This is a genomic window from Rhodococcus qingshengii JCM 15477, assembly GCF_023221595.1.
Lineage (GTDB): Bacteria > Actinomycetota > Actinomycetes > Mycobacteriales > Mycobacteriaceae > Rhodococcus_F > Rhodococcus_F qingshengii.
In genome coordinates, this window is record NZ_CP096568.1 from 146,000 (window position 1) to 171,511 (window position 25,512).

The 25,512-nt window shown below is 64.7% G+C and carries 26 protein-coding genes and 4 pseudogenes; 13 read left to right on the top strand and 17 right to left on the bottom strand.

Annotated elements, in window-relative coordinates; genetic code table 11:
- Positions 1 to 83: 83 nt before the first annotated feature.
- Entirely contained in the window at positions 84 to 425 is a 342-nt protein-coding gene (locus M0639_RS34260; RefSeq protein WP_054801363.1) for a helix-turn-helix domain-containing protein, read from the bottom strand.
- Entirely contained in the window at positions 422 to 1,555 is a 1,134-nt protein-coding gene (locus M0639_RS34265) for a tyrosine-type recombinase/integrase (protein ID WP_082893326.1), read from the bottom strand. Before M0639_RS34265 ends, M0639_RS34260 begins: the two co-directional genes overlap by 4 nt.
- Before the next feature lie 444 nt (positions 1,556 to 1,999).
- Between M0639_RS34265 and M0639_RS34270 the strand changes: the two genes are divergently transcribed.
- The 7 genes from M0639_RS34270 to istB all read left to right on the top strand — a co-directional run bounded on the left by M0639_RS34270 (position 2,000) and on the right by istB (position 8,681).
- On the top strand, positions 2,000 to 3,133 hold the full coding sequence (locus M0639_RS34270; protein ID WP_064075756.1) for a tyrosine-type recombinase/integrase: 1,134 nt from the start codon (positions 2,000 to 2,002) through the stop codon (positions 3,131 to 3,133).
- Positions 3,130 to 3,495, top strand: a complete 366-nt coding sequence (locus M0639_RS34275; RefSeq protein WP_054802584.1) for a helix-turn-helix domain-containing protein — start codon at positions 3,130 to 3,132, stop codon at positions 3,493 to 3,495. Before M0639_RS34270 ends, M0639_RS34275 begins: the two co-directional genes overlap by 4 nt.
- Before the next feature lie 151 nt (positions 3,496 to 3,646).
- Positions 3,647 to 4,942 carry a Fis family transcriptional regulator gene (locus M0639_RS34280; protein ID WP_248671205.1) on the top strand — a complete coding sequence of 432 codons (1,296 nt, stop codon included), beginning with the start codon at positions 3,647 to 3,649 and terminating at the stop codon, positions 4,940 to 4,942.
- Positions 4,943 to 5,122: 180 nt separating this feature from the next.
- Entirely contained in the window at positions 5,123 to 5,737 is a 615-nt protein-coding gene (locus M0639_RS34285) for a hypothetical protein (protein ID WP_156525134.1), read from the top strand.
- Positions 5,738 to 5,837: 100 nt separating this feature from the next.
- Positions 5,838 to 6,065, top strand: a complete 228-nt coding sequence (locus M0639_RS34290; protein WP_156525133.1) for a hypothetical protein — start codon at positions 5,838 to 5,840, stop codon at positions 6,063 to 6,065.
- 280 nt (positions 6,066 to 6,345) lie between these two features.
- Positions 6,346 to 7,890 carry an IS21 family transposase gene (gene istA, locus M0639_RS34295; protein WP_064075337.1) on the top strand — a complete coding sequence of 515 codons (1,545 nt, stop codon included), beginning with the start codon at positions 6,346 to 6,348 and terminating at the stop codon, positions 7,888 to 7,890.
- On the top strand, positions 7,887 to 8,681 hold the full coding sequence (gene istB, locus M0639_RS34300) for an IS21-like element helper ATPase IstB (protein WP_183591811.1): 795 nt from the start codon (positions 7,887 to 7,889) through the stop codon (positions 8,679 to 8,681). Before istA ends, istB begins: the two co-directional genes overlap by 4 nt.
- A 462-nt stretch (positions 8,682 to 9,143) precedes the next feature.
- Here istB and M0639_RS34305 read toward each other — a convergent pair whose 3' ends face one another.
- Together M0639_RS34305 and M0639_RS34310 are read right to left on the bottom strand one after the other, a co-directional pair.
- The gene (locus M0639_RS34305; RefSeq protein ID WP_064073823.1) at positions 9,144 to 10,427 is read right to left on the bottom strand and encodes an ATP-binding protein; all 1,284 of its coding nucleotides are present in this window, start codon (positions 10,425 to 10,427) and stop codon (positions 9,144 to 9,146) included.
- An 89-nt stretch (positions 10,428 to 10,516) separates the two neighbouring features.
- On the bottom strand, positions 10,517 to 10,861 hold the full coding sequence (locus M0639_RS34310; protein ID WP_064073822.1) for a hypothetical protein: 345 nt from the start codon (positions 10,859 to 10,861) through the stop codon (positions 10,517 to 10,519).
- 440 nt (positions 10,862 to 11,301) lie between these two features.
- Here M0639_RS34310 and M0639_RS34315 point away from each other — a divergent pair, with 440 nt between their 5' ends.
- Positions 11,302 to 12,585 carry a DUF1173 domain-containing protein gene (locus M0639_RS34315; RefSeq protein ID WP_082893124.1) on the top strand — a complete coding sequence of 428 codons (1,284 nt, stop codon included), beginning with the start codon at positions 11,302 to 11,304 and terminating at the stop codon, positions 12,583 to 12,585.
- Positions 12,586 to 12,655: 70 nt separating this feature from the next.
- Here M0639_RS34315 and M0639_RS34320 read toward each other — a convergent pair whose 3' ends face one another.
- The 4 genes from M0639_RS34320 to M0639_RS34335 all read right to left on the bottom strand — a co-directional run bounded on the left by M0639_RS34320 (position 12,656) and on the right by M0639_RS34335 (position 15,202).
- Positions 12,656 to 12,835, bottom strand: a complete 180-nt coding sequence (locus tag M0639_RS34320) for a hypothetical protein (protein ID WP_064073820.1) — start codon at positions 12,833 to 12,835, stop codon at positions 12,656 to 12,658.
- A gap of 16 nt (positions 12,836 to 12,851) precedes the next feature.
- Positions 12,852 to 13,772, bottom strand: coding sequence for a hypothetical protein (locus tag M0639_RS34325; protein ID WP_064233827.1), 921 nt, complete (start codon positions 13,770 to 13,772; stop codon positions 12,852 to 12,854).
- A 214-nt stretch (positions 13,773 to 13,986) separates the two neighbouring features.
- Positions 13,987 to 14,124 (bottom strand): hypothetical protein, encoded by a 138-nt coding sequence (locus M0639_RS34330; protein ID WP_156525012.1) that lies wholly within the window; start codon positions 14,122 to 14,124, stop codon positions 13,987 to 13,989.
- A gap of 19 nt (positions 14,125 to 14,143) precedes the next feature.
- Complete coding sequence (locus tag M0639_RS34335) at positions 14,144 to 15,202, bottom strand: DUF4192 domain-containing protein (RefSeq protein WP_064073818.1); 1,059 nt, start codon at positions 15,200 to 15,202, stop codon at positions 14,144 to 14,146.
- A 440-nt stretch (positions 15,203 to 15,642) separates the two neighbouring features.
- Between M0639_RS34335 and M0639_RS34340 the strand changes: the two genes are divergently transcribed.
- Both M0639_RS34340 and M0639_RS34345 read left to right on the top strand, forming a co-directional pair.
- Positions 15,643 to 15,855, top strand: coding sequence for a PLC family EF-hand domain-containing protein (locus M0639_RS34340; RefSeq protein WP_156525011.1), 213 nt, complete (start codon positions 15,643 to 15,645; stop codon positions 15,853 to 15,855).
- Position 15,856: 1 nt separating this feature from the next.
- A complete protein-coding gene (locus tag M0639_RS34345) occupies positions 15,857 to 16,063 on the top strand; it encodes a helix-turn-helix domain-containing protein (RefSeq protein WP_082893123.1) in 207 nt (68 codons plus the stop codon).
- Between the two features lie 269 nt (positions 16,064 to 16,332).
- Here M0639_RS34345 and M0639_RS34350 read toward each other — a convergent pair whose 3' ends face one another.
- A complete protein-coding gene (locus M0639_RS34350; RefSeq protein WP_082893122.1) occupies positions 16,333 to 16,737 on the bottom strand; it encodes a pyridoxamine 5'-phosphate oxidase family protein in 405 nt (134 codons plus the stop codon).
- A gap of 133 nt (positions 16,738 to 16,870) precedes the next feature.
- Between M0639_RS34350 and M0639_RS34355 the strand changes: the two genes are divergently transcribed.
- Positions 16,871 to 17,317: a hypothetical protein gene (locus M0639_RS34355; protein WP_231915171.1), complete on the top strand. Its 447-nt coding sequence runs from the start codon at positions 16,871 to 16,873 to the stop codon at positions 17,315 to 17,317.
- Positions 17,318 to 17,540: 223 nt separating this feature from the next.
- Here M0639_RS34355 and M0639_RS34360 read toward each other — a convergent pair whose 3' ends face one another.
- The 5 genes and pseudogenes from M0639_RS34360 to M0639_RS34385 form a co-directional block, all read right to left on the bottom strand.
- Positions 17,541 to 18,230, bottom strand: a complete 690-nt coding sequence (locus M0639_RS34360) for a DUF1989 domain-containing protein (protein ID WP_064073815.1) — start codon at positions 18,228 to 18,230, stop codon at positions 17,541 to 17,543.
- A 22-nt stretch (positions 18,231 to 18,252) separates the two neighbouring features.
- Positions 18,253 to 18,495 (bottom strand): annotated as a pseudogene (locus M0639_RS34365) (amino acid permease); the annotation flags it as partial.
- A 574-nt stretch (positions 18,496 to 19,069) separates the two neighbouring features.
- Positions 19,070 to 19,564 (bottom strand): annotated as a pseudogene (locus M0639_RS35335) (urease subunit beta); the annotation flags it as partial.
- Positions 19,565 to 19,611: 47 nt separating this feature from the next.
- Positions 19,612 to 19,907: pseudogene (gene ureA / locus M0639_RS34380) on the bottom strand (urease subunit gamma); the annotation flags it as partial.
- A 147-nt stretch (positions 19,908 to 20,054) separates the two neighbouring features.
- Positions 20,055 to 21,029 carry an IclR family transcriptional regulator gene (locus M0639_RS34385; protein ID WP_338150728.1) on the bottom strand — a complete coding sequence of 325 codons (975 nt, stop codon included), beginning with the start codon at positions 21,027 to 21,029 and terminating at the stop codon, positions 20,055 to 20,057.
- Here M0639_RS34385 and M0639_RS34390 point away from each other — a divergent pair.
- Positions 20,998 to 22,150: pseudogene (locus M0639_RS34390) on the top strand (IS630 family transposase). The gene M0639_RS34385 and the pseudogene M0639_RS34390 overlap by 32 nt on opposite strands.
- Before the next feature lie 256 nt (positions 22,151 to 22,406).
- Here M0639_RS34390 and M0639_RS35340 read toward each other — a convergent pair.
- A complete protein-coding gene (locus tag M0639_RS35340) occupies positions 22,407 to 23,036 on the bottom strand; it encodes an FAD binding domain-containing protein (RefSeq protein WP_082893119.1) in 630 nt (209 codons plus the stop codon).
- A 951-nt stretch (positions 23,037 to 23,987) separates the two neighbouring features.
- Entirely contained in the window at positions 23,988 to 24,209 is a 222-nt protein-coding gene (locus M0639_RS35345) for an oxidoreductase C-terminal domain-containing protein (protein ID WP_353505274.1), read from the bottom strand.
- Here M0639_RS35345 and M0639_RS34395 point away from each other — a divergent pair.
- Entirely contained in the window at positions 24,135 to 24,353 is a 219-nt protein-coding gene (locus M0639_RS34395; protein WP_064233830.1) for a hypothetical protein, read from the top strand. The genes M0639_RS35345 and M0639_RS34395 overlap by 75 nt on opposite strands.
- On the opposite strand, the gene M0639_RS34400 is transcribed toward M0639_RS34395, so the two are convergent.
- Positions 24,350 to 25,507 (bottom strand): TonB-dependent receptor, encoded by a 1,158-nt coding sequence (locus M0639_RS34400; RefSeq protein ID WP_197486152.1) that lies wholly within the window; start codon positions 25,505 to 25,507, stop codon positions 24,350 to 24,352. The two genes, M0639_RS34395 and M0639_RS34400, sit on opposite strands and share 4 nt — an antisense overlap.
- Positions 25,508 to 25,512 lie beyond the last annotated feature (5 nt).

A 25,512-nucleotide genomic window follows, 5' to 3' on the forward strand; every position in this document is an offset into this window, starting at 1 on the left:
GGACTCGGTGCCGTGGAACTGTCATCGTGCAGCGGTCGCAGACCGATGAGCCGCCGACCGTCCTGGGTCGACCTCTGGGACGGTCAGGCATCGTCGTCGACGATCCGTGCCCGGACCGGTCTGTATGCGTCGAGGAGAGGAACGTCCCGGGTCGAGTTGACTGCCCGCTTGTCGCGTCGACGGCTGGCATCCGTCGCGGTGTAGGCGACGAGGTCACCGGCTTCGATACCGAAGATGTCGCAGAGGGCGACGAGCACACTGAACGCGATCCGCTCGGGATCTTGGCCGACGATCCTGTAGATCTGCGATTCAGAAAGCGTTATTCCTCTGTCTCGCAACGGTTCTACTAGATCACGGCTGTTCTTCATCCCGGCGCGGGCCATGTGTTCACGAACCCGCCATCGGTACTGGATTTCGCGTTTCATTGTTGTCCCTCGTCCCTTCCTTGTGCACCGTCTCGTCCACCGACACTGCGACGCAGCGTCTCCGCCAGCACCTGCTCCAAGTGGCGCGCCCGGTAGTCGGGGGAGGCAATCGTGTAAATCGAGGTAGTTGCTGCGTGCTCGTGACCGAGCTGCATCTGAACGAAGCTCAGGTCGTATCCGTATTCCGTTTGCAGGTGGGTGGCGTAGGCACGTCGCAACGAATGCAGATCGAGGCCGGGCGGAAATCCCAGCTCGTCCAACAGGTTCCGCATCCGCTTCCACATATCTTTGCCGGCGACGGCGCCACCGCGGTCAGTGGGGAACAGGTCGCTGACGGGTTGACCGTAGCGGGGAAGGCCGTAGTTCACCCAGTGCTCGAGCGCCTCTGCAGCCCAGTCGAACACGGTCAGAACCGTGCGTTGTTTGGCGGGAGATCCGCGCATCGCCTTCCCATGCCGGATGCGCAGCAGACCCCATTCACCGAAACCGGGGGCACGGACGTTTCGAGAGCTGTCGACCAGTTGGAGTTGTCGTCCTTCACCGGCTCGCAGGCCCCACCCGTACAAGACCTTGAACGCCACCGCGTCGCGCCACGCGGCGAGGGCTCCTTTGCGTCCTGAGTTGAGGATGCGTTCCGGCTCGAGATCGGCCAGGTCGAAGAACTGCTGCAGTTCTGTTCTGGTGAATGGTCGACGTTTGTCCTGCGTATCGTTGGTCTGCACGTGCGTGGCGCGGTTGAAGTCGTTGATCACCTGCGAAAACACGGTCCCGAAAAGCCTCCCGCAGTTCTCGTTCCACTCGTAGAGGGGATTCGTGGCGTAGTCCAGAAACAGCCTGACATCGGATTGATAAGCACGGATCGTTGCGTGGGAGAGGTTCCGCACCCCGCGCAGATGTGCGAAGAACTCATCGGCATCATGCGGGGACCACTGCCAGGGTGGGGATCCCACGAAGTCGACCATGCGGTGGATGAGTTTGACTCGTCGATCGGCAGTGCCTGCGCGGAAGTTCTGGGTGGCCTGTGCACGTCTCCAGCCAGCGAGTACGTCATCGAGGAACGCCTCGGCGAGAACCGGACCCGGGGCGGACGGTAGGTAGATCAACCGTCCACCAACATCTCGTCGATCCACGTATCCACCCTTCGTCGGCCTGCATATTTTGCAGTCAGAGAGCAGAAACCGCAACAGATGCCGACGTAAACCCAGGTCACAGCCGTCCGCGTGCAGTAGGTCCGTCGCATGCTCTCATTCGCCGCAAGCATCCGCCACGGCACGGACTGAGCGTGTTCATGCAGGTCGCAGTAGCTTTCGGCGAGACGAGGGTCCGTTACAAACAGAGGAGCTATTCGCAGAATATACGAGTGACCGAACTACTAGTTGACATAATCTCTGTTATCGGCGATAAAGAAGGTCGAGTTCAACTAGATGAGAGAACTCGTCCCATTGGATCTCAAGCGAAACTGCTGCCTGTGGCCGGTGACGACTTGCTGCCGGACGGTGGCCCACGAGCCTGATCCCCAGATCGACATCGGTTTATGCAAACAGATGAGAGATTCTCGCGCTACACTTGCGTTCATGCAGAGTGTTCCAGGTCGGCTGCCAGAGTTCCTGTCGAACGGCGTCGTCGGGCTGCTGCGACCCGAGGACCGAGTCTTTGAGGCGATGCTCGATGGCTGGCGAGCGCAAATGCTGGCCCGTGGGCTCGGTGTGCCGTTCATTCGGTCCTCGTGCGGCCTGGTCTCTCGGTTCCAGGAGCACTCCAACGAGTATCCGTGGGGCTGGCAGCCGATCCATGTCGATGAGTTCCTGGCTGATCGACGAACCGGGCCGAAAGCCGTCTCGGTGTCGACGCTGCGCGCGAACGCTGGCACGATCAGGTCCTTCTGCTATTACGTCACTGACGAAAGGTATGGGTGGGCTGCGTTCTGCAGCAAAGTATTTGACGACGTTCCCGCCCAAGTCGTGTTCGAGTGGAACACGCCGCGCCACAAGACCGATGACGCCATCCCAGCGGACCGGCGCAGCTTCACTCAGACCGAGTTGCAGACATTCTTCGACACCTGCGATGACCTCGTCGATCAAGAGTTCGCCAAGGGCTCGAAGCGCTGGCTCCCACTGATGCGAGACTCCACCGCGTTCAAGGTGTGCTACGCCTACGGTTTGCGCCGTCGGGAACTTTCCATGCTCGACTACCACGACTTCGGCCCAAATCCGCACGTAGACAAGTACGGCCGCTATGGCGCCGTTCAGATCCGCTACGCCAAAGGCATGTCGGGGTCAGGACCGCGCCGTCGCACTGTTCTCACGGTGCCTGAGTTTGACTGGGTGGTCGATCTTCTCGATCACTGGCTCTCGCCGCAGGGTCGCGAACAGTTCGCCACTGCGGACCGCTCGGCCTCGTTGTGGCCGTCGGAACGGGCTGGCGCCACGGGCATCCGCAACTTCAATCGCACCTTCACTGCGGTCCGCGAACTGGCTGGGCTACCGACAGAGTTGAAGATGCACTGCCTGCGCCACTCCTACGTCACTCATCTCCTCGAGGCCGGATACGATCCTATGTTTGTCCAGCAGCAAGTTGGCCACGCCTACTCATCCACCACCGCGCTCTACACCTCAGTCTCGGCAGACTTCAAACAAAAGACCATCCAACGGATGATCCAGCAACGAATCGTCACACGTGACGAAAGAAGGACCGGGAAGGACACGTGAGCGAGCAACGCCGAATCGGCTATCGCTGGAATCTCCGCCAACGAATGGCCGATCACAACCTCTGGAAGACAACGGAACTCATCCCGCTTCTCAAGTCCCGCGGAATCAACCTATCAAACGCACAAGTGCACCGATTGGTGACAGGCACACCCGAGCGGATCCCTGCGCGCACCTTCGCCGCGCTGTGCGACATCCTTGAATGCACACCCAACGATCTCTTCGAACCATATGTCGAGATCCGAGCTGCGGCCACGGCCGACGCACCGGCCAACCCGGCCGACCTAGGCATCAGCGACAAGCGCTCGGTTGCCCGCCGGATCCGAGTCGTCCGTAGCGATGATGACGATGGCAAGACCACGTAAACCTGAAGACCCACAACGGTGGGAAGTTCCATGCGATCGCTGCGGTGAGCACAGAGAATGTGTCGTCACCTGGCAGGGCCTCGGAGTGTGCGGTTACTGCTACCAAGCAGCCAAACGAACTCGAGGCGTATGCGCGTGCGGTCACGACGGGGTGTTGCCGGGAATCATCAACGGCCAGCAGGCGTGCCGCAAATGCGCGGGCATAAAACTCAACGTCGACTGCGTTGAGTGCGGCGCCGAGGAAGAACTGTACGCACAGGGATGCTGCTGGCGATGCGTCCTGAGGGCGACCGTCGACCGACTACTGACGAATCCAGAGACTGCTAGCATCAACGACGAACTGAAACCCTTTGCAGCTGCCCTGAAGTCGATGAAACGGGCCAACAGCGGTCTGACCTGGATCAACCAGGAACATGTCACAGCGTTCCTCACCGAGCTGGCCCGCACACCGCTCGTTTCCCACGACGTCATCGACCAACTCCCCCGATCGCGCACCCGAGAATACGTCCGAGAACTCCTGGTCACCCACCAGATCCTGCCGCCCAGAGACGGACTACTCCACCGCTACATCGACTGGTCCGATGAAGCCCTCGACCGGCTGAAGTCGTCCGAGCACCGGGAAGTCGCGACCCGGTACATTCGTTGGCATCACCTGCGGCAGATGTATTGCATGGAGTCGGTGTCACACGGCACGTTCCTGCGGTCGAAGCAAACCGTTTCCGTCACAATCGAATTCCTCAACTGGCTCACCGACCGGGACATCTCGATCGACGATCTATCCCAAGCGGATCTGGACGCGTGGCAGGCCGAAGGCCCGAGCACGCGAGAGTTCGCCATCCGGTTCCTCGCGTGGGCAGTCAAGACAAAGCTGGTCGCTCGGGACCTTACAATGACACCACATCGTCGTGGTACAAGCTCTAAGATGAGCCCTGAGGCCCAGCAAGACGTCGTCGATGGCATTACATCAAACCAACCCGCACTGAATCCGCGAGATCGAGCCGCGGCGATCCTGGTGCTCGTCTTCGGCCAACAGATCGACCGGGTCGTGAAACTCACCTGGGACCACGTCATAGTCTCAGACGAACTCGTGACCGTCACACTCGGCGACATCGCCATCGCTCTTCCCGCACCGCTCGACGAACCATTCCGATATCTCGCCGGAGAACGAGACCTCGGGAACACCGCCGCCCACCCAAGTACGCGCTGGGTGTTCCGCGGCTATATCCCTGGCCAACACATCAACCCGGGCCACTTGCGGAACCGCCTGAAGTCGACGTTCGGCACCCGCGCCGCCCGGCTCGGCACCCTGCACGAACTCACCAAGCTCGCACCCGCCGCAATCCTCGCCGACACTCTCGGCTACTCCCCTGCCACCATCGAGCGACATGCGGTGGCGTCTGCAGCCACATATGCCCGATACGTAGCGATGATTGACGCTGATGGCTAGGGTTGTGTAGCTCGAACTGCTTCTGCGGCCGATGCCGTTCATAAACTCGCGGTACTGATATGTCAGGCTACTATTGGCGGCCGGGATGGAGCTAAGAATGTCGAGAGAGAATCGCGGCAAACCTCGGACCAGAAAGACGACGAAACAACCTTCGATTCGCCTTTCTGGCAGGCTATGAGCATGGCGATAACACTAGAAGACACTTTAGCTGCGATCAGCCTGCTGCAGAACACCGAGAAATGTGCTCGCATATCCGGGACCGCCGAGTACCGACGGTGGCCCAAGAACGACATAGCGGGCCCGCCGAACCGCGTCGATACAGTGCACTTCTCCATCGACAACGAGCTCGGTTCATGGTCTCAGCGCGACACCAAGTCCGCGCAAACCCGCCGCTACTCCAGTGGCGCCGGACAGGAGCTGGTCGATGACGACGGGCAGCTCATCCCTCCCAAACCACCATCAGGGTTCGACCACTGGCCTCTGCTCATCAAGATGATGACACCGAGTAGATTCCCGATCTGGGGGCGCCCGGGAGATAAGTGGAGAATGAAGGGCGCCGAGTCCACCGAGCACGGTTACCTCCTGCACCTCAACCGTGACACCTCCCCCGCAGAGGCGGAGCTGTACATCGACACCACTTTTTCGCTACCAATCCGCTGGACCGATACTCACCAAGTCAGGCCAGATCTCGGGGCGAAACAGGAGGTAGAGATCGTGGCCCTGCACATTCCTCCGGAATGGAAGCGTCTCACCGGTATGGACATGTCCGAGGAAGGTCAAGACATGGCAGGATAGCCGAGCTTTGCACCAAGCGCACCTCGGCCTGGTCATCCACTTCATGTCTGATCGGGGTGACGCCTGCACGGCTTGGCTCCGGACGGCGCACAATGGTCCTGTGGGAGCGAAGAGCAACGAGGCGATGTTCCGCTTCATCCTGCCGGCTCAATTGAATGGGCCCGAACTCAGCGAGCAGATAAACGAGGCTGTACTCCGTAGGGCCCGCGATGCTGGAGCTGTCTCCATCGGCGACGTATATGTCAGCGGCACTATCCCTATCGGTGACGGCGCGTGCCAGTACTCGGTTCGAGTTCGGTTGTACTTCGGTGGCCCTGCCTTCGCTTGAGCCCCATTATTTCCCAGCCGGGCTCAACGACGTCGGGCCTCTGAGATAGGTGGTCTACTCGTCCTAGTTCAACACGTCCCGTTACCAGTTGTCGGCGGCCATGAAATTCTGCCCGGAGACGGCCACGAAACTGCCCGCTGGCGGACATGAAACCTGCCCGGTGGCGGTCATGGGATCTGCCCGACACGACGTCGTCTGCCTCACCGGCTCCGACGGTTGAGGCCCCTCCTCAGGTGCGATCGGCGGTGCTGAAGCGCCCGTCGCCCTGAGGAGGGACAACTTGAAGTCTGCCGAGGAGATCATGGAAATCCTGGATGCCTACGACCTGACAGGGTCGTTGCGTGATGCCGGCGAGCTGGCCGGATGCTCGCACCACACGGTCAAGCACTACGTGGACCGCCGTGCTGCCGGGGGTGAGCTGGACAAGGCCGTGACTCGGCCGCAGTTGATCGATGAGTACCTGCCCAAGGTCGAGGAGTGGGTCGAGCGGTCCAAGGGCAAGGTCCGTGCCGACAGAGCGCACGAGAAGCTGCTCGCGATGGGCTACAAGGGTTCGGAGCGCACCACCCGTCGTGCGGTCGCATCGGTGAAGAAGTCATACCGGTCAGGACATGTGCGGGTCCACCGGCCCTGGGTCACCGAGCCGGGGATGTGGCTGCAGTACGACTACGGCGACGGACCTGTCGTCGACGGCGTCAAGACGGTTCTGTTCGTGGCGTGGCTGGCGTGGTCGCGGTTCCGGGTCGTGATCGCGCTGCGCGATAAGACCATGCCGTCCGTGTTCGCCGCGCTGGACCAGACCTTCCGCCGGTTGGGTGGGGTGCCGACCTACGTGCTGACCGACAACGAGAAGACCGTCACGACCGAGCACATCGCCGGGATCCCGGTCCGCAACGGACAGCTCGTCACCTTCGCCGAGCACTACTCGGTCGTGGTCCACACCTGTGTGCCGGCGGATCCGGCGTCCAAGGGCGGCACCGAGTCGTCGGTGAAGATCAGCAAGGCCGACCTGGTGCCCAAGGACACCAACCTGCGTGAGGAGTACGCGTCGTTTAGCGAGCTCGAGGAGGCGTGTGAGGCGTTCTGTCAGAAGGTCAACACCCGGGCTCACCGGACCACGAAGCGGCCACCGGTCGAGATGTTGGCCGAAGAGCGGACACGGCTACACCCGGTCCCGACACAGCCGCACACAGTCGCGTTCGGCACCACCCGGGTAGTGCCGGGCAACACGCCGATGGTGATGTTCGAGTCCGGCCAGTACTCGGTGCCACACACCCTGCTCGGCGCCACGGTGTGGGTTCGTGCCCAAGGACTCGGCGACGGCGAGGAGGTCGTCATCGTTCACGTCGGCGAGGACGGACCCGCCGAGGTCGCCCGCCACGCGCGCGCGACGCCGGGCACGCCGAGGATCAACGACGAGCACTTCCCACCGCAGCCGGAAGGTCCGTTGAACCGGCAGCCGCGAGCGAAGAACCCAGCGGAAGCCGAGTTCCTCGACCTGGGCGAGGGCGCCCGCCTGTGGCTGGTCGAGGCCGCTGCGGCGGGCACGCCGCGGATGAGGGTCAAGATGGCCGAAGCCCTCAGCCTGGCCAAGCTGTTCGACCCCGTCGAGGTCGACTGGGCACTCGGCCACGCCGCCGTCCACGGCCGGTTCGCCGAGGCCGATCTGTCCTCGATCCTCGACCACCACGCCCGGCAACCCGCTGTTGGCGAGCACCGTGCCGGCGAAGAACGGTCGCTGACCCAGGGCACCGCCGGATGGGCACGTCTCGGCCAGCACGACAGCCAGCACGACAGCCGCGAGGGGAACGAGGTGACCCGATGACGACCAAGACCACCACACCATCGATGGCGTCCGCGCCGCCGTTGCCGGCCGAGTTGGAGGACCTCTTGCGGCGGCTTCGGCTGCCCCACATCCGTCGCCACGCACCGGAGGTCGTCGCGACCGCGAAGGCCCAACGCTGGGAGCCCGCCGAGGTGCTCAAGGCTCTGTTCGCCGAGGAGGTCGCCGGAAGGGAACGCTCCGCACTGGCCACCCGCAGGGCGGCTGCGGGGTTCCCGACCGGGAAGACGTTCGATGCGTGGCAGCCCGAGGCATCCTCGATCCCGGCACCGACCCAGCAGGCACTCCGCACCCTGGAATGGGTCCACCGTCGGGAAAACCTCGTCGTGTGCGGGCCGTCGGGGACCGGGAAGACGTTCCTACTGGAGGCACTCGGTCACCAAGCCGTCGAGGCCGGGTTGAAGGTCGCCTGGTTCACCCTGGAAGACCTCGGGGTCCTGCTGCGCCGCCATCGTGCCGACGACACGGTGTCCAAGGCCATCGCCCGTGTGCTGCGCGCCGATCTCGTTGTCGTCGACGACATCGGCCTGTTGCCGGTCGCCCAGGATGCCGCCGAGGGGCTCTACCGGCTCGTCGACGCCGCCTACGAGAAGCGGTCGGTCGCGATCAGCTCGAACCTGCACCCGTCCGGGTTCGACGAGCTGATGCCCAAGACGCTGGCGACCGCCACCGTCGACCGGCTACTGCACCACGCCCACGTGTGCCAGACCAGCGGAGACTCCGTGCGACTTACCCAGGCACTCGCCGGCCGAGGGGTGAGTCCCTTGAGCTGAGTGCTCTGGTCGGTGGTGGCCGCAAGCCCACTGGGCAGATCCCATGGCCACCACCGGGCAGTTCTCGTGACCGTCAGCGGGCAGGTCTCACGACCGCCCCTGGGCAGTTCCTACTGTCCCTTGACACGGCGCCAGCGTCAGCTACGAACCGACCTCCAACCCCCCGGGGGAAACGGGGAGGGGGAACGGGCCTTGGGCTCGTGGCGAGTCGCAGCAGCCAAAGCTCAGCGAATCGGCCACGGGCCGAAGCCGGGCGCGGGCCGACGGATCCCTGCGGTGGGTGCCTATAGGGTGTGCCCGCGCGGACTCGCCAGCCTGCAGAAGTGGACTACGCCCTCGTGCGGCGTCGGTGGGGCCCACGTCGGCGCGTGTATCGGGTGCGAATCGTGGCCCGGCTCAGCGCCGGTATCCCGGCGTGTGGTGTCGGGACGATCGGCCCCGTCGGACGAGCGGTGCTCCTCTTCAGTCGCGGGCTTGGCCGCGCCTCGCCCGGAGCTCGTTGATCTTCGCTCCCAGGTTGCCGAGGTCGTCGGCAGCGCGTGCTGGGGGCGAGGAGAGGTCCGTGGTGCGGCCCGTCCGGATCCAATGTTCGGCAGCCACAGGATCCTTGGTGAGGTCGCGGACATAGTCGGCGAGCATGGGAATCGCCCATTCCACGACGCCGCGGGTTTCGCCGCTGATCAAGGCGCGATCGATGAGGCGCTCGCGGTACTTGTTGGCGTAGTCGGGCGCTACCTCTAACCGCTGCGCTACCTTCCGGGTCGAACTGACCTCATCATGGTCTTGGGCCATCGCAGCCAGATACCGCCGGTCGTTGGCGCTTAGCGGTTTCATCGCCTCATCGAGGACCTGCCGTCGCAGATCGCGGAGGGCTTCGTCGAGTCCTGCCTGCACGTCGACGACCTCGAGCCTCGGAGCCCCGGCGTCCGCGTGACGCCACGTGTGGTAGCCGACCAACTGGACCATGTACGGGTATCCGTGCGACTCAACCACCGCCAGTGCCAGCGCGTCGTCGGAGATCGCCCACGTGGCGTCAATCGGGTCACGAAACGCACGCGCGGTATCAGCGTCCGACAAGCTGCCCAGGTCGACCCGCACGGAGCGGCGCAAGAAGGTCAACGGGGAAGGGTCCTTCTCATCCTCGACCTGGAGCAGCGCGGTCATGCTGCCCGGGAGACCGGCTGCCGCGAACGCGACCTGGCGCCGCTCCCGCACCGCGTGCTGCAGGGTCGTCGTCACCGCCTCGAGCTCGTCGTAGACCCCCTTGTGGATCTCGTCCAACGTGATCAGGACTCCGCCGCCGGTGTCGCGCAAGATGTCTGTCAGATCCTCCAGCTGGGATCGCAGCGTCGGCACGGGGGTGTGCTTGTTGCTGACCTCGCGGCCAACGCCGCCCGCCGACAGCGGGAGGTCGAGGTTGGTGACGTGAGACGTGGTCGGTCGAGGGTCGTGATCACGTAGCAAACGCGGCAGCCTGTCGTTGGCGATCCGGTCGACGAGACCCTTCGTCGCGGTCTCCGAGATCACCAACCACCCCTTCGGGCCCGCGATGTCCTCCAACGCGTTCAACGTCACGGTCTTCCCCGTGCCGCGCTGCCCGACCAGCAGCAGGATCCGCCCGTAGGCGCCCGGGCCGGAGTCCAGGGCCTCACCGAACAGCTCAAGGTGGTGGTCACTCTCCACCAGCTTCGGAGGGCTGCTGCCGAAGCCGGGGCGGAACGGATTCGCCCTGCGGTCACGCGTCATGTTTCAACACCTACTAGTCGTTTCATTGCTTCCTAAACCAGCTCGGCAAGGGCAATTCAATGCATACTAGTCGTTTCATTGCTTTCCAGTTAGGGGCAGACCGCGGCGACCCCGCGACGCAGGAGCCTGCGCGCGGAGTCGAGACGGAGGCTGCGCTGAAGCACCTGCGATGTTTCAAGCAGGGCAGTGAGGCGCTGCTCGAGGTCGGCCAGCCCGGACCGCAGGTCGCCGACCTGCACGGGGACGTAGCCGGCGGGTCGGCGTTGGCCGAAGTCGGTGAGTTCGGCGCGGGCCATACCTAGGAACGGCAGCACCGTGGAGTGCTCGTCCTGTCCGGTCGCGTCCTCGAGCGCGGCGAGCAGCGAGACCGCGTAGGCGAAGTCCGGGGCCGCGTCGTACACGTCACCAGAACGAGCAGTGGTGGGAACAGCCATCACGTGTGTCCTTTCGAGAGAGGTCGGTAGCAGGCGGGACCCCGCTACCCAGTGGAACAGAACAGGCGAGCACGGTGCACCCGGCAGTCCTGAACCGGTGGACAGCAGCTGCGCGGGATGAAATTCGCCTTCCGCTCCACCGTCTGCCCCAGGTAGATGTCGAAGCTCGACTCGGTGAAATACCGGTACACCTGAACGGACCACAGCGCCAGCTGATCTGAGTCGTCAACGCTCGCACGCCGTCGCGCCACGCCTGGCACCTCCAACCCTTTGGAGGACGTCGGCCGTAGCACCAGCCCAGGGCTCACCCCCGCCCTCACCACGAAAGGCAGCCACCGGGGTCGCGGATCGGACACCTCGGCGAGAAATTTTGTGGAACGCAAACCACCGGACGTGCGCGAGGCGTCCGATCCGCGCAGTGGCTCGTTGCCTTTCCGGGCATGACCACTACACAGAGCCCAGCCCCGGGCCGGGCAGACCCGACCGGCGAGCATGCCAGTGACCGGCGGACCTTCGAGCTCTACGGACACCGGATCACCCAAACCAACAATCCCGATGCGCAGCAGCTCCTCGCGGCCGCGCACACCGAGCGGGTCCGGCCCCTGTGCATGTGCCGCAACGACGGGGTCGCCATGTACGTCGCCAAGGTCGGACCCGAGAAATACGTCATCAAGCGGATGCCCGACTCCGGTCTCGAGCACGCGCACCGCTGCGCCTCCTACCTGCCGCCCGACGAGCTCTCCGGGCTCGGGCAGGTCCTCGGCAGCGCGATCACCGAGGAAGCCGACTGCGGCCTGACCGCCATCGAGCTCGGGTTCCGCATGTCCAAGGCCGAGCGAGCAGCCCCGACCGGTGCAGGCGGCGGGGGAGTGTCCGACTCCGTGGCCGCGGACCCGAACCGGCTGACCCTCCGCGCGGTCCTGCACTACCTGTGGCAAGAAGCCGACCTCGCGACCTGGTCGCCCGGCATGGGCGGCAAGCGCAACTGGCGGGTCGTGTCGTGGTACCTGCGCCAGGCCGCCCGCGGAAAGTTCACCAAGGGCAAGCCGCTCGCCACCAGGTTGTACATCCCCGAGCCTTTCAACGTCGAGAAGAAGACTGAGATCGCCGCCCGGCGGCTCTCGGCCTGGGCGCCGATGCAGCAGCACGGCTCGGCCCAGCAGTTCATGATGCTCATCGGTGAGCTCAAGGCCATCGACCCAGCCCGGTTCGGGCACAAGCTGGTCATCAAGCACCTGCCCGACGCGCCGCTCACGGTCGACGACACGCTCCTGGCCCGCCTCAACAAGCGGTTCGGTGACGAGATGGAGCTGTGGCAGACCGACGACGAGGGCCACCTGATCGTCATCGCGACCTTCTCCGTCAGCCGGGCCGGCCTCGCCACCGCGGAGGAGATCTCGCTGGTCATGACCGACCGCAACTGGCTGCCGTATGAGTCGCTGTTCGACAAGCTGCTGGTCGACACCGCGCTCGATGCACGCCGCCGGTTCACCAAGTCGCTGCGGTACAACCTCGCCCCCGATGTGCCCATGGCCTCCCTGGTTCTCACGGACACTGAGACACCCACTGCCGCGTTCCTGCTCACCAGGGACGACAACCGCGAAGCGGTCGCGGAGATCGCCACCGGCATCGACGTCTGGACGTGGGTCATCACCGAGGACATGCCGGCCCTCCCGCCGGCGGTCGACCATCGGCTTACCCTGCCCAGCAACGAGCACTACTGAGCAGCGTCATGGTGGTCATCGACGCCATGCCGCCCCGGGGGTCCGGGAACAGCCGTAGGCCAGCAGGCCTCTACGCGTCGTCGGCTCCCGAGGTGCGATCCTCGGCGTCCGTGACGAGTCGAAGGTGAACTCGTCCGGTCCAGTCCAAGTCGAGGCGAGTGTCGTGTTCGGCCGTAGACCTGGAGCCTGGGCAGGTCGGATCATTGCAGGGGCCGAAGATCCGGTCGGCTTCCAGGTGCAGGTCATCCACGACGGGGCCTGCCGGCTCACCTGAGGGCCGTGGGGTGGGTCAACACCCGCCCACCGGCCTCTTCCTCGGGCGCCGGTACCTCGGCGGTCGGCGTCCATGCGCGGCGATCGGCCGCAGCCGCTCGGATGCGGTGGACCCGCTCCATCGAGTCGGCGCCTTGGCGCCACTGCACGAAGTGGATCAGGGGATCAGTGAGGCCACGCCGGGCCACGATGCGGTCGGCGGCGCGCTCCACCACGGCGCGCCAGGTCCGGTCGGCCGCTGGTGCGACGTAGCTGATCGCGACCAGCACACCGGTCGCGCCACCGAGCGTGGGATTTCCGCCCGGCTGGAAGCCCTGGAAGACCGCGACGACACCGATCACGATCCGCAAGTGCCACGCGAACCCGCCCGCCGGCACCCACGAGAAGATGCGCGCGACCTGACGGATGACGACGAACACCAGCGTCCAGGGGAACGCCCACAGCCGCGCCGCCAGATCGAACCGGGACGGCCCGACCCGCTGGCTCGCTACCGCGTGCCCGATCGCCGTCGCAGCATCCGCGGCCGTCAGCCGGCGCTCGTACACGCCCTGCACCAGCCACTGCTCCACGATCACCGTGTCCCGGCCGATCGGAGCAGCAGGAAGCCCGTCAGTGTCGGTCAGCCGCACCAGCACCCGCCCGGGAGCGAGCTCCAGCCTCTCGACCAGGGCCAGCGTCGGCTCGAGCACGGCGCGCTGCCCGGGCCGAAGGCCGCGGGCGAACCCGAAGACCCGGGCAGCTGGAGCCTCCCACCACCCGCACGCCAACACGACCGAGATCACCAGCGTGCCCAGGAACGCGAACACCAGGCCCGCGCCCGGCAGAAAGCCCAGGCCGATGACCGCGACGAAACTGCCGGCGAGACCGGCCGGCACGACGGCGCAGAGGCGGATCAGCTTGGTCGACGTCCGCATGTTCCTCACGTCCCCTCGTGGGCGGCGGGACCCTCACGAATCCGCGCCCAGCCGGCACGACCCGATCGTGCCGACACTTCCACTCTGAGTGTGTGCCGAACCAACGACAGCGCAACCGCACCGCCGACGGCCTGTGGATAGCGAATATCTATCCACAGGTCGCCGGCCGTAACCTTGACAACCGCGGCGTTGGCCTACTCACACAGGCCGCTGTTCAAGCGGTCTTGGTCTCCTCGGCGAGGTAGACCAAGTCGACCTTGGTGCGTCCCGCCGTGTGCCGAGCAGCGAGCGGGAGAGTGGCGGCGAGGAGCTTCGCGAGGCGCTTCTCCAGTCGCGAGCGAGTGTTCTGCACGGGTCTGCCTCCGTCCATCTCAGCGGCCCGGGGCCGACGACTCCGGGCCGGCACCGTTGACGCCGGGGGCGTTTCGGGCGTCCCGGTCGTGGGCACGGCGCTCCTGCGCGAACGTGTCGCTCAATGCCGCCTGCTGCATCAGAGCACCCGCCGCCGCGGGCACCGCACGGTCCCACTCACGCGGGTCCACGGCCTGATCGAGGGCAGCGGCCACCAGGTCCGCCAACGGGTCGCTCTCCGAGAGCTGGTCGAGGGCGGTCCATGCCTGGGCTCCCTTGCCCTCCAGGAACGAGCTCAGCGCCAGCATCGTCGCCGGGCTGTCACGCACCTCACTCGGCGCCCGTCGCACGAGGTCCTGCCAGAACTCCGAGAAGACGGGCGCGTCCTTCCGGCTCATGCTGAACACCGCCGCGTCCCGGGCGCCGCTGTCGTGGAGCACTGCCAGGACCCGGGCCGCGTCGTCGTCGGAGAGGTACTCCCGATCGCGGCGGAAGTGGTCGAGCCGTGCGCCCAGCCACTCGACTTCGGACCGGGTGGTGGCCACATCCATGTCGAGTGCGCGGGCCTCGGCGGCAGGCAGGTGGTCGGCAACCGCGGTTGGATCGCCCTGCATCGCGGCGGCGAGGTCCTCGCGCCGGCCGACGGGCATGACCCGGCCCATCAGGGCGAACTCCGCGTCGATCCGGGCGCGGGTGCTGGGGTCGACGGTTCCGCGGGTGCCTTCGAGAAGGTCGGTCCACTCCTCGCCGTTGACCCACAGCATCGGGCCGACGTCGGGGCCGCGGACCTCGCTGTTGATCAGAGCCTCGCCCAAGGCAGCCAGCGCCTGGACGCAGGCGCGGCCGTCCTCGCCGTACGCTACGAGGGCGACGCGGCGAGGGTGGTGGCGGTGGAGGTAGACGTCGGTGAGCGCCTGGAGGAACTCACCCATCTCCTCGGGAGACTCGGGAATGTCGAGGCGCGCGGTGGGACCGTCGCCGAAGGCGAGGCAGACCATGCCCCGTGGAGTGAATCCCAGCGTGTGGGGGATAGACGAGATTAGCTCGTCGTGCGAGCTGATCTTCAGAGTGTTGGTCATCGACGATCACCTGCTCGGGTTGGAGGGCACGTTCGTCTGGAGAAGCAACCGGTCACGCCCGGGTTCGGACAGCTGGCGTCTACCGATCTGGGGCCGTTGTCGACCGGGCCTGGCCGGGGGCGTCAGCCCCGACCAAGCCGCGTGCCTGGCCGTGGATGACAGCGACCGTCACGGCCCGCGGGTCCTTTGCCGGTCGACAGCGTTCGCAGGCTGCTTCCTCATGGAGCGGGTCCGGAGACCGGAGGAATTGCATCCGGTGAGTGCGCCCAACGTGGGACTGGCATGAGGCGCTGAAAGATTCGCGTGCGCGCGATCGCTGGCACCGCTGCGTGACCTAGGTGATCGAGAAGTCCGACGACAGGTGTCCGAAGTTCCACGATCGCGGTTGCTTCTCCAAACAGACAGCAACCCTGCGGTCGATTCACGAAAGGAGGTGGGCCGTGACCATCGCTCCGATCCGCGTCCCCGATGAGTGGGACGACAACGGCATCATCCTGTTCGAGGAGTTCTGCGCCTTCATCCGTACGCCGCAGTGCACCGTGCGCGACTGGCGCCGTTGCGGTCGAGGCCCGACCTGGCACCGGTTCAACGGCAACGGCCGGCTCTACGTCACCGTCGCGGAGCTGCGGCGCTTCCTGAGAGGAGACCGGTGATATGTCTTCTTCTTTGCGACGCCCCGACCAGCCGATTCCTGGCGACAGGCACTGGATGACCCTCCAGGAGGCCGCGGTATACATCGCGACGTCCGTCAAGACCGTCCGCCGGCGCATCGCTAGCGGTGAGCTGCCGGCCTACGCCTGCGGCAAGCGCGGACTGCGAGTGCTGCGCGAGGACCTCGACAACCTGATGAGGCCAGTCTGAACGAGCAGGCTCATGTGTGTCGTGCGATCAAACCGTGGCAAGAACTCCGCCACCGTGCCGGTCTTCCAGATGCGCTTCGAGCGATCACTCAGTTGCACCTCGAAGAACCAATCGTCCGGCGACCAGAATGAGAATGGCTCAACTATTTGTGCGGGTGCTGACTGCTCGTCCAGTGGGGGGTCAAATCGCTGTCGCGGGGACGCATGATGACGAAGTCGATGTGCTGCCGGGCGCGCGCGGCGTTAGAGGAACCGTGGGTGCTCCGAAGTTCAGCGGTCGCCGCCGAACTGACGCCCAGTGAGTTGACGAGGCGTGACGCGGATGTGCAGTGTTCGAGAACCCGCCGCCCACGGTTCCAGCATCCGCAATGTCGTCTGCTCGTGCGCCTCGTCGCCTTCGAGCGCGCGCGCCCGGCCATGCGCGATCACGCTCCAACCATGGTGGTGCTCGCGATCGAACTCGTCGACTTCGAACGCGACCTCGTTGTGATGAACAAGGGAGGTCAACGGTCCGTACGCGGAAGTGCGGAACACGATGGTGCCGTCGTCGACGGCGAAGTTGACGGGGTAAATCTGGGGGCCGTCGTCGGCGCAGAAGATAACTCGGCCGACGGAGTGAGACCCGAGCCGCTCCAGACATTGGTCCGTGGACAGTTCCACTGGATGCTCAGCCACGACGCCTCTCCCAACTTAGGACCTAGAGGCCATCACCCAACCTATCAAGGAACATTCGCGACGCGAGAGTGCCATTCCAACTTCCCTCCGTTCACGGACCCGGTGCGACGGCCACGGGGCCTGCAGCGAGCTCGTGCCAGAGCTGCTCCGAGCCGAGTGGGGCTATCCCATATCCCTGGGCGGGGAGCGTGACCCGGTGGTCCCGGTCGGCGCTGAAGCCCGCGCCGAGCACGCCGTCCGGTCCTGCCCCGCTCATGGCTCTCAGGCTCGTACAGCCCACCCTTGGAGACGCGCGCCGCCCGTCATCGCACCGTTGACGGCCCGATCAGCGCCAAGCGCAGCGACCATGCGCATGCGTATCTGGATCGCAGCCCCAACGGACCACCTCGTTGTCGCGGTCGGACGTGTTGGCCGACGAAGCCACCCCCAACGCCCACGCCGCCGTGGCGCTTCGGCCACCCCCTCCGTGATTCAACGCCCCATCTCAAAGATCGCAGCGTCAGCCACAACCAGGCGCGCTGCCGACCTCAACGGCGCAACGCCGAACCTGGCCGGGGCCCAGGCTTCGACCTTTGGGTGAATCGCCCAATTTGCGCAGATTCAACCCGCTTCGAGAGTCGCAGAGCTGTCGCAGGCGACGCGAAACGCCAGTCTGCCGCTTCCGGCTTAGTCCGGAAACCGGCCGCGTAGCCTCGCGCAACCTAGCCCCCAGACACGAGGTCAGCGGCGCCTCGACCAGGGCGATCCAATTCAACTCCCAGGAATACGAGTCCGAAAACAACAAATGGGACGATTGCCGGGTGTCAATCCTCGTTCGACAGGCCGAGGATTTCGTATTTCATAGCCTTTGGGGAGAAATCATTGATCTCATTTATATCAGGGCAGGACACGGCTGCAACGAGAACATCCATCTCGGCTCTGAACTCTATTGCATCACCACGTCGGCACCGCGGTGACTCAAATATCAACCCACCGGAATCGTCGTGCGAAACGGACATGAAAACATTGAAGGTTCCTTGGCTGTCGGTGTCCTCGGCGCCGAGCCCGAAAGGCCTCAACGCGTCATCGAAGAGGTCCCAGCAGGTCTTGTCCCCCATAACGACAACCTCCATTCCTCCGCTCAACTCTGCCCAGCGGCGCGAACAACTTCCATTCAGGAAGTGCCTAGCGGAATCGTCACGGACCACCGTGAGCATAACGTTCTCGTATGGTGGCTTCGACCAGAGCTTAGTAATGGCGTGATTGGTCCCCACACCTTCTAGCGTATTTAGCAGCACAGACCAGGAGGACGAGAATTGCTCTTTCATATTCTCGCGACGGATAAACTTCAGATCCGCCACCTGTTTGCCCTCGTGAGCGGTCACTCTCAGAATCTGCCCCTTGTCGAGCGGAAATGCTCGAGCCGAGCATTTGTCTACAATGAATTGTTCCACGAGATCACGGTCTTGATCCATTACTTGCTCTTCCTCTAGGCTAATAGTCGATTCGTGCATTCGTGCATTCTACTCAACCTGTTATCGACCCCTCGTATGGCCACCTTGACACGAGCATTGCGAACACAAGTGCGACCAGGAACTGGCCCGCGAAGACGATAATGAAGCCCCACCAGAAGGAGGGACCCGCCGTAGAAATTGCTAGACCAAAAATGGAGTAGAGCGCCACGATAGGTGAGACGAAAGCGAAGGAGATCGCGAAGGACGACCACAACGTGAATTCACGTCGAAGTTCGGTGTTACCTTCGATGCTCGTCGTTCCCATGAGAAACCTTCCCAACAGCCTTAGGTGGATGGCAACTGTGACCGCATCCAGCGCGGGTCGCAATACAATAGTTCCATTCAGCGGACCAGCTGGCGGCGGCACTCGAAGGGGAACACTTCCGGCGGTGAAAAGTGATACTCAACGATTGGAGAGTGAGCACCTTGGAGGACTTGGCGCTGATCAGGATGCTGGCTGCTGAGGGGGTGCAGAAGGCGCGGATCGCGGCGCGATTGAGGTTTCGCGGGGCACGGTGATCAAGGCGGTGAACTCCGATGCGCCGCCCGCGGATGAGCGCAAGCCTGGGCCGACATTGTTCACGGTGGTCGAGCGCCGGGTGCAGGGCGTTGTTGGAGCAGACGCCGGACATGCCCGCGACGGTGCTGGCCGAGCCGGTCGGTTGGACGGGGTCGATCCGGTGTTCTCTGAAAACGTGAATCGGCTGTGGCCTGAGCGTCGATCGGTCGATCAGGCCGACCGGCTGGTCTGGCAGCCTGGTGATGCCGCGCCGTGCGATCTGTGGTTGCCGACGCGCTGCGTTCCCGCTCGAGGACCGCACGACCAGGTTGTTGCCGGTGTTGGTGATCACGGTGTCGGGCGCGCCAGCGCTGCGAGGCACGGTCGATTGGGCCATCGGCTCGCGGATGGACTTGTCGCCGCCGAACAACGCCTCTTCGCCGCCGAAAGTGAGGTCCCTCTCGACCTGGATCCATAGGTCCGCGTCGCCGAGCCGAATCTGATCGCCCACCGTAGGCCCGTATAGGGCCTGCTCGCGCCGGGTCGGGTCAGCTCAGCCATGGACTCGCGCCTTGACCTGGATTCCGGGGACGACACGACGTCCGCGCAGCGCCACGATCGGCATGTCGCGCGAAGCGCCGGGATCGAATCGACGGGAGGTGCCGGGAGGGATGTCGAACCGGAATCCATCAGCCGCTCCTTGGTCGAACTCGAGAGCCACGTTGGCGTCGGGAAGGTGGAGGTGCGACCCGATCTGCACAGGCCGGTCACCTGTGTTCACGATTACGAGAGTCCCACGCTCGTCGGGCGACCGGTCAGCATTGATCTCGAGCACCCCGTCCACAGTCGCAAGGCACCCGACCCCTCGTGCGGCTGGTGTGCGATGGGGTCGTGGATCGTGACCAGCTTTCGGCCGTCCGCGAACGTTGCCTCTACCTGGATGTCGCGCAACAGCAGCGTCACGTCCAGCAGCACCTGGGCAGCTGTCAGCACGTGCCTGCCGGTCTCCATCAGTTTCCCCAGACCAAGACCATCCCGAGCCTGCTCGATCACCCAGCAACTCAGCACCGCGACAGTCTCCGGGTGATTGAGCCGCACCCCGCGCTCAAGCCGTCGCGCGCGACCATCCCCACCACCGCGAGCAGCCGCTTCTCGGTATCCTCGGGAGTCAAATGCATGACGCGTCCCTAGATTGATCGTGCAGCGGTTGTAGCGTCAAATGAGATGGGGCTTCATCGCATGCGCAATGCCGAGTCGGCCAACGCACCAGCTTGCTGTGCGAACTGGCTCTGACCTTCGTCAGTTCACGTGAGCCAGTGCCGACCTCAATTCGAACTGTTGCTGATCCCGGCAGTGGGGGCCTCGACGGCAAGTGAACGTGCGAGTGAAAGCGCCGCGGACCGGACCGTGGGTCCTATGTGATGCGGATCAATTTGGTTCCCCAGCCCTGAAACTGAGATGGCCGCGAGTGGCTTACCAGCTGAGTCAAGAACTGCGGCCGCAGCGCACACGACGCCGACTGCCGACTCTTCCCATTCATACGCAATTCCTGTCTTGCGCACTGCGGGAAACTCGCGGACTAGCGACGAAGGCAGCACGATAGTGCGGGGTGCCCGTCGCTGCATTCCGCCGTCAATGACGGCTTGAACAGTCTCCGGCCCTGAATGGGCGAGCATCACCTTCCCCAATGCCGTGCAATAAGCCGGCATCCGTCCTCCGAGGCGCGATGGTATGCGTGGACCCATGGGACCAATTAGCTTGTCCAGGTACACGACTTCCGTCTGCTCGAGCACGGCCAAATGCACGGTCGCGTGAGTCGCGCTGTGCAACCGAGTCAACATGGGCAGGGCTGTCGCGCGTAGCGTCTGTGCCTGTTGGGAAAGTTGGCCGAGCTCATAGAGTCGGATGCCGATCCGGTATCCGTTTCCTTCGCGTTCTACGGCTCCGAACTGAATCAGCGACTGGAGCAGCCGATGCGCTGTCGCCTTCGGCATGCCGGTGCGGCGTGAAAGTTCGCTCAGTCGTATTTCGCCCTCATGCCCCTCGAAGCAGGAGAGCAGCGCGAAGGAGCGACCCAGAACCGATGAGGCGGCGCCATCCCGCTCTGCGTACCGCACTCCGTCAGTGTGCGGCTTGCGCAACGTTCTGTCTAGTACCGCGGCCTTGAACCTTCGCCCTTCCGGTGACGCGCCGGGCGGGGTCCGCTGATCGGGGCTGTGAGTGCCGCAGGCTCGAACCGTTGGGTCCTGTCTTCCCCCAGGAGTACCGATGGCCGAGAGAGTTCGGGTCCGGGAAATCACCAACGACGAGGGCAACCGGCTGTTGCGGATCGTGCGCCGCGGTTCGGGGTCGGTTGTGACGTGGCGGCGGGCGCAGATGGTGCTGCTGTCCGCTCAGGGCATGGACACCGCGCAGATCGCGGAGGTGACGTTCACCAGTCCCGATCGGGTGCGCGATGTGATTCACAACTTCAACGCCGACGGGTTCGACTCACTCGGGCCGAAGTACGCCGGCGGGCGGCCACCGAAGTTCGACACCGCCCAACGCGAGCAGATCAAGCAGATCGCGCTGGCTCGGCCTGGCGATCACGGGCTGCCGTTCTCAACCTGGAGCCTGTCCAAGCTGGCCGACTACCTGGTGGCGCAGGGGGTGGTCGAGGACATCTCTCACGAGGGGCTGCGGATGCTGCTGCGTGATGAGGGCGTCTCCTTTCCAGGCGGTCAAGACCTGGAAGACCAGCACTGACCCGGACTACGAGGCCAAGAAGAACCGGGTGCTGGAGCTGTACGCGATCGCCGACGGCAAGAGGCCTGCCGGTGAAGGCGACCCGGACGTGGTGATCTGCATGGACGAGTTCGGACCGCTGAACCTGCAGCCCCACCCGGGTCGGCAGTGGGCGCGGGTCGCGGATGGCCCGGGCGATCACGCCCGGCCGCGTCGCCGGCGACGGCGAGCCACCTACAAGCGCCCACACGGGGTCCGCCACCTAATGGCCGGTTACGACCTGTCCACCGACCGGCTCTACGGTCACGTCGTGGCCCGCAAAGGACGCACCGAATTCCTCGCGTTCTGCCGCTACCTGCGCTCCCTGCACCCGCCCGAGGTGCGGATCGCGATCGTGCTGGACAACTACAGCCCGCACCTGTCCACCAAGACCGACTCTCGGGTCGGGGACTGGGCCGACGCGAACAACGTCGAGCTCGCCTACGTTCCGTTTTACGGCTCCTGGCTGAATCGGATCGAGGCCCAGTTCACCGCCCTGCGCTACTTCGCCCTCGACGGCACCGACCACCCCAGCCACCGCGCGCAGGCCAGCATGATCCGCCGCTACATCATCTGGCGAAACACCCACGCCACCGACCCACGGCTACGCAAAGTGGTCAAACGCGCCGCCACCATCAAGAGGGCGAAGGTTGCCTGACGCGGTACTAGCAACGCAGCCGGCGTAGCAGGGGTCGGTCTGTTGAGCGGTAAAGCACTCACTGGATCTCCGATCGTAAAAGCATCCGCGTCGCCATGGAGACGTGGTCCCACCTGACTCGCCAATTAGCCAGATGAGCGTCAATCAGTGACTCTTGGAGTCAGGAGCAGGCGATGACCGCACCTGTCGGCATCGGTCTCGGCCGGGCCAGCACGGCGCCCGTTGCCGCGCGAGGCCACCACCGAGCTGCATTCCCTCAAGCGATTGTCCACGAACCGCACGCCCCGCTCGGCCCAAGCAACGGCGTTCGTGGACAATCACGTGTGCTTAGAACCTCAAGCGAGGAAGCCAACACGCTGCCCACCTGCCACCGAGAGTGGCCTGTCCCAGCGCCTTGCGGAGCCGTGTTGTCGACCCAGGAGGTTCTCTTCCTCGTAGTTGTTGACACCCCACGTCGCAAGATCAGTTCCCGTAATCTCAGTCGCTTCGCCCCCGCAAGACGCCCAGCGCCTTGGATAGCACGCACAGGAGGTAGCACGGGACCGCCGCGACAACGACTACCGTGGCCACTCCGATGAGCTGCCAGAGAGGAGTGATCTCCGAGGCCCTCAGGGCGTCCCTTCCCACGAGCTGCGTTTCTTTCGATAGCCGCGAGCGTGACCATCGACCCAAGTGCAATGGAGTCGTTCGTGTCCTCGACTTGGTACAGACCTGCGACCCTGCCTAGGTCCACCACACATTCAGGCTGGGCCAGCCGCATGTTGAGCATAGGCACCAGGCTCTGTCCGCCAGCGAGCAGCACCACGTCGTCCTGTTTCTCGTCGAGGAACTGAAGGACTTCCTCAACGGTACGTGGGTCGTAGTAGGAGAACTGCGCAGGCTTCATCTCGTCCTCCTTCGTAGCTGGCAGGCAACGAAGGCCACTAGGCCCCCTTGCGGGAACGGTTTGCGTTAAATGACCCAAATCGAGGCGCGTCCCACCGAGCTGGAACGCTGCTCGGACGTACAGGCTCGTCCGTGGCGCATTTCGTCACGACGAGCGCATTCGCACGCGCTGCTAAGAGCCCGCCTGCCTGCGGGGTGGCTCGATGTCCGCCGAGGGGCGGAGTAGTGCCGCCTCTGACGCCCGAGTGCCGACGCCGAGAACGATTCACAAACCAACAAGGCGCCATCACCCAATCGCCAACGCAGAACCGAACACACGCTGACTAGACTGCGGCCGTCGTAATCGAATAACAAGAGCGTGGTGTCGTTGAGTGGAACTACCGGCCTGAGGACGGCAAGCCGCGTTTTCTCAGGCCTGATCTTCGGTGCCGTGCGATCGAGGCGCCGGAAGGTCCGGTTGAGTCACGACAGTGTGGCGACCGTCAGCACATAGCGACAACGCAGAGGCCAGCGGTACCTTGCGACGGGCAGGCCCCGAGGTCGAAGTACAGATGGCAGCGCAATCAACGTCTCCCCCCGCACCGACCTCAAGGATGACGGACAGCGGCCTGAGCCCGGAACGGAGCATCACATCCGCCGCAGCGGGGTCGGGAAGGCTGTCAAGACGCAGCCATACGCGCTCGCCAAGAGCGCTCTCTACTTGCAGCTCCGTGCTGTGAACTCCTACCCTGAGTCGGCGAACGATGCCGTAACGGACAACTCGGTCAGGGATAGCAGGACGATCGTGTCGCTGGCGAGCCGACTTCAGATCTACCAGAGACGAGGCGCCGAGTTCTCCTGGGCGGCCGTGGTCGGTCGTCGAGGAGCTCATGGCACGTGACACTAGGTCAGGGCCCTACTTGAGCGCCCGCGATCGGTTCCGCTAACCGAAACACTCTTTGCAAGAAGCGCTCTACGTCTGCCGTGCGACGACGCGACGGAGATCATTAGATGTATCCGCAAGTTCCGCCGGCACCACTGCGACGCCCGACTCCATCATGCGCATCGCGACCCGCACATCGCGTCCGCGATTAATAGCGAAAGTGCCAACTAGTCGCCCGTGACGAATGTGGAATGCACAGAAGTTGCCATCTTCGACGCTGCCACGGACAACGACATCGTCTCCGCCTTCCACAACGCCGGCCGTTTGGATATTGAGCTCGTACTGATCGGACCAGAACCGCAAGCCACGGTGTTGCGTGATGGAAAAGTCGTCAATACCGTGACGCTCCCCGAAACATCCGAGTCGTCGCTGGTACGACTCGATCGCCAGATCTAGTCGTGCAAGCGCCTCGCGCGCGATCTCTCGACAGCGTGGGTCTCGACGCTGACGCCGGTGACGAGCTGCGCGGCGGCGAAGCGCCAGACCAGCCGCGCGTCGATGCCGTAGTACGTGCGGTCGAAGTCGATGACGCCGCCGGGATGCCGCGGCGGCGCCTGCGTCGCGACCGGAATCGCCTGCCATTGCACGACCGAGCGGTCGCCGGCGTACAGCGTCAGCTCGCTGGCCGACAGCACGCCGCCGTAGCGGTGACGCCAGTTCAGGCCGGCCTGCGACTGGCGCGCCACCTTGCGCGTGTTGAACTGTGTCGCCTGCGGCGCCGTCGAGCGCGGATCGGCATCGAACTGCTCTCGCGTCAGGCCGAGCGGGTCGTCGGCCGGCTGGTCGAGGCTGTTGAAGTTCAGCGTCACCGTGTCGTTGGTGCCGTTGTGGCCGAGGCGGAAGTTCAGCAGGTCGCGCTCGGCCCCGCTGTGCGGACGGAAACCGTCGGTCTCGAAGTGCGCGAGCTGGGCCTGCACGTCCCACTGGCCGCCGATCGGCGCGCCGGCCGACGCCCGCACCTGCCGCTGCCCGAACGAGCCGGCATCGAAGCCGAGCTCGACGCGCGGCACGGTGGCCGGCGCGCTGTACAGCGCGATCACGCCGCCGGAGCTGTTGCCGTACAGCGCCGAGAACGGGCCGCGCAGTACCTCGATGCGCGAGGCGCCAGCGAGGTCGAAATGCGTGACCTGCCCCGCGCCGTCGGGCGTCGACGCCGGGATACCGTCGGTGTACAGGCGCAGGCCGCGCACGCCGAAGCTGGCGCGCGCGCCGAACCCGCGGCTCGAGATCTGCAGGTCCTGCGCGTAGTTGCTGCGGTTGTTGATGACGAGCCCCGGCACGCGCACCAGCGTCTCGGACAGGTTCACCATCAGGCCGCCGGCGCGCAGCTCGTCGGCATCGACCACGCCGATGGCGTACGGTGCTTCGAGCACCTGCGTCTCGACGCGGTTACCCGTCACCACCACCGGCTCGAGCGAGCGCTGCTGCGCTTGCGACGCATGTGCCGCAACGAGCACGATCAAGGTGGCGAGGACGGCCCGCGGGGCCAAGGGGGCGGCAATGAGCGCGACCGGGCAGCGGAGCATGGCGAATTGGATGCGCGCCCGCAAGGTTG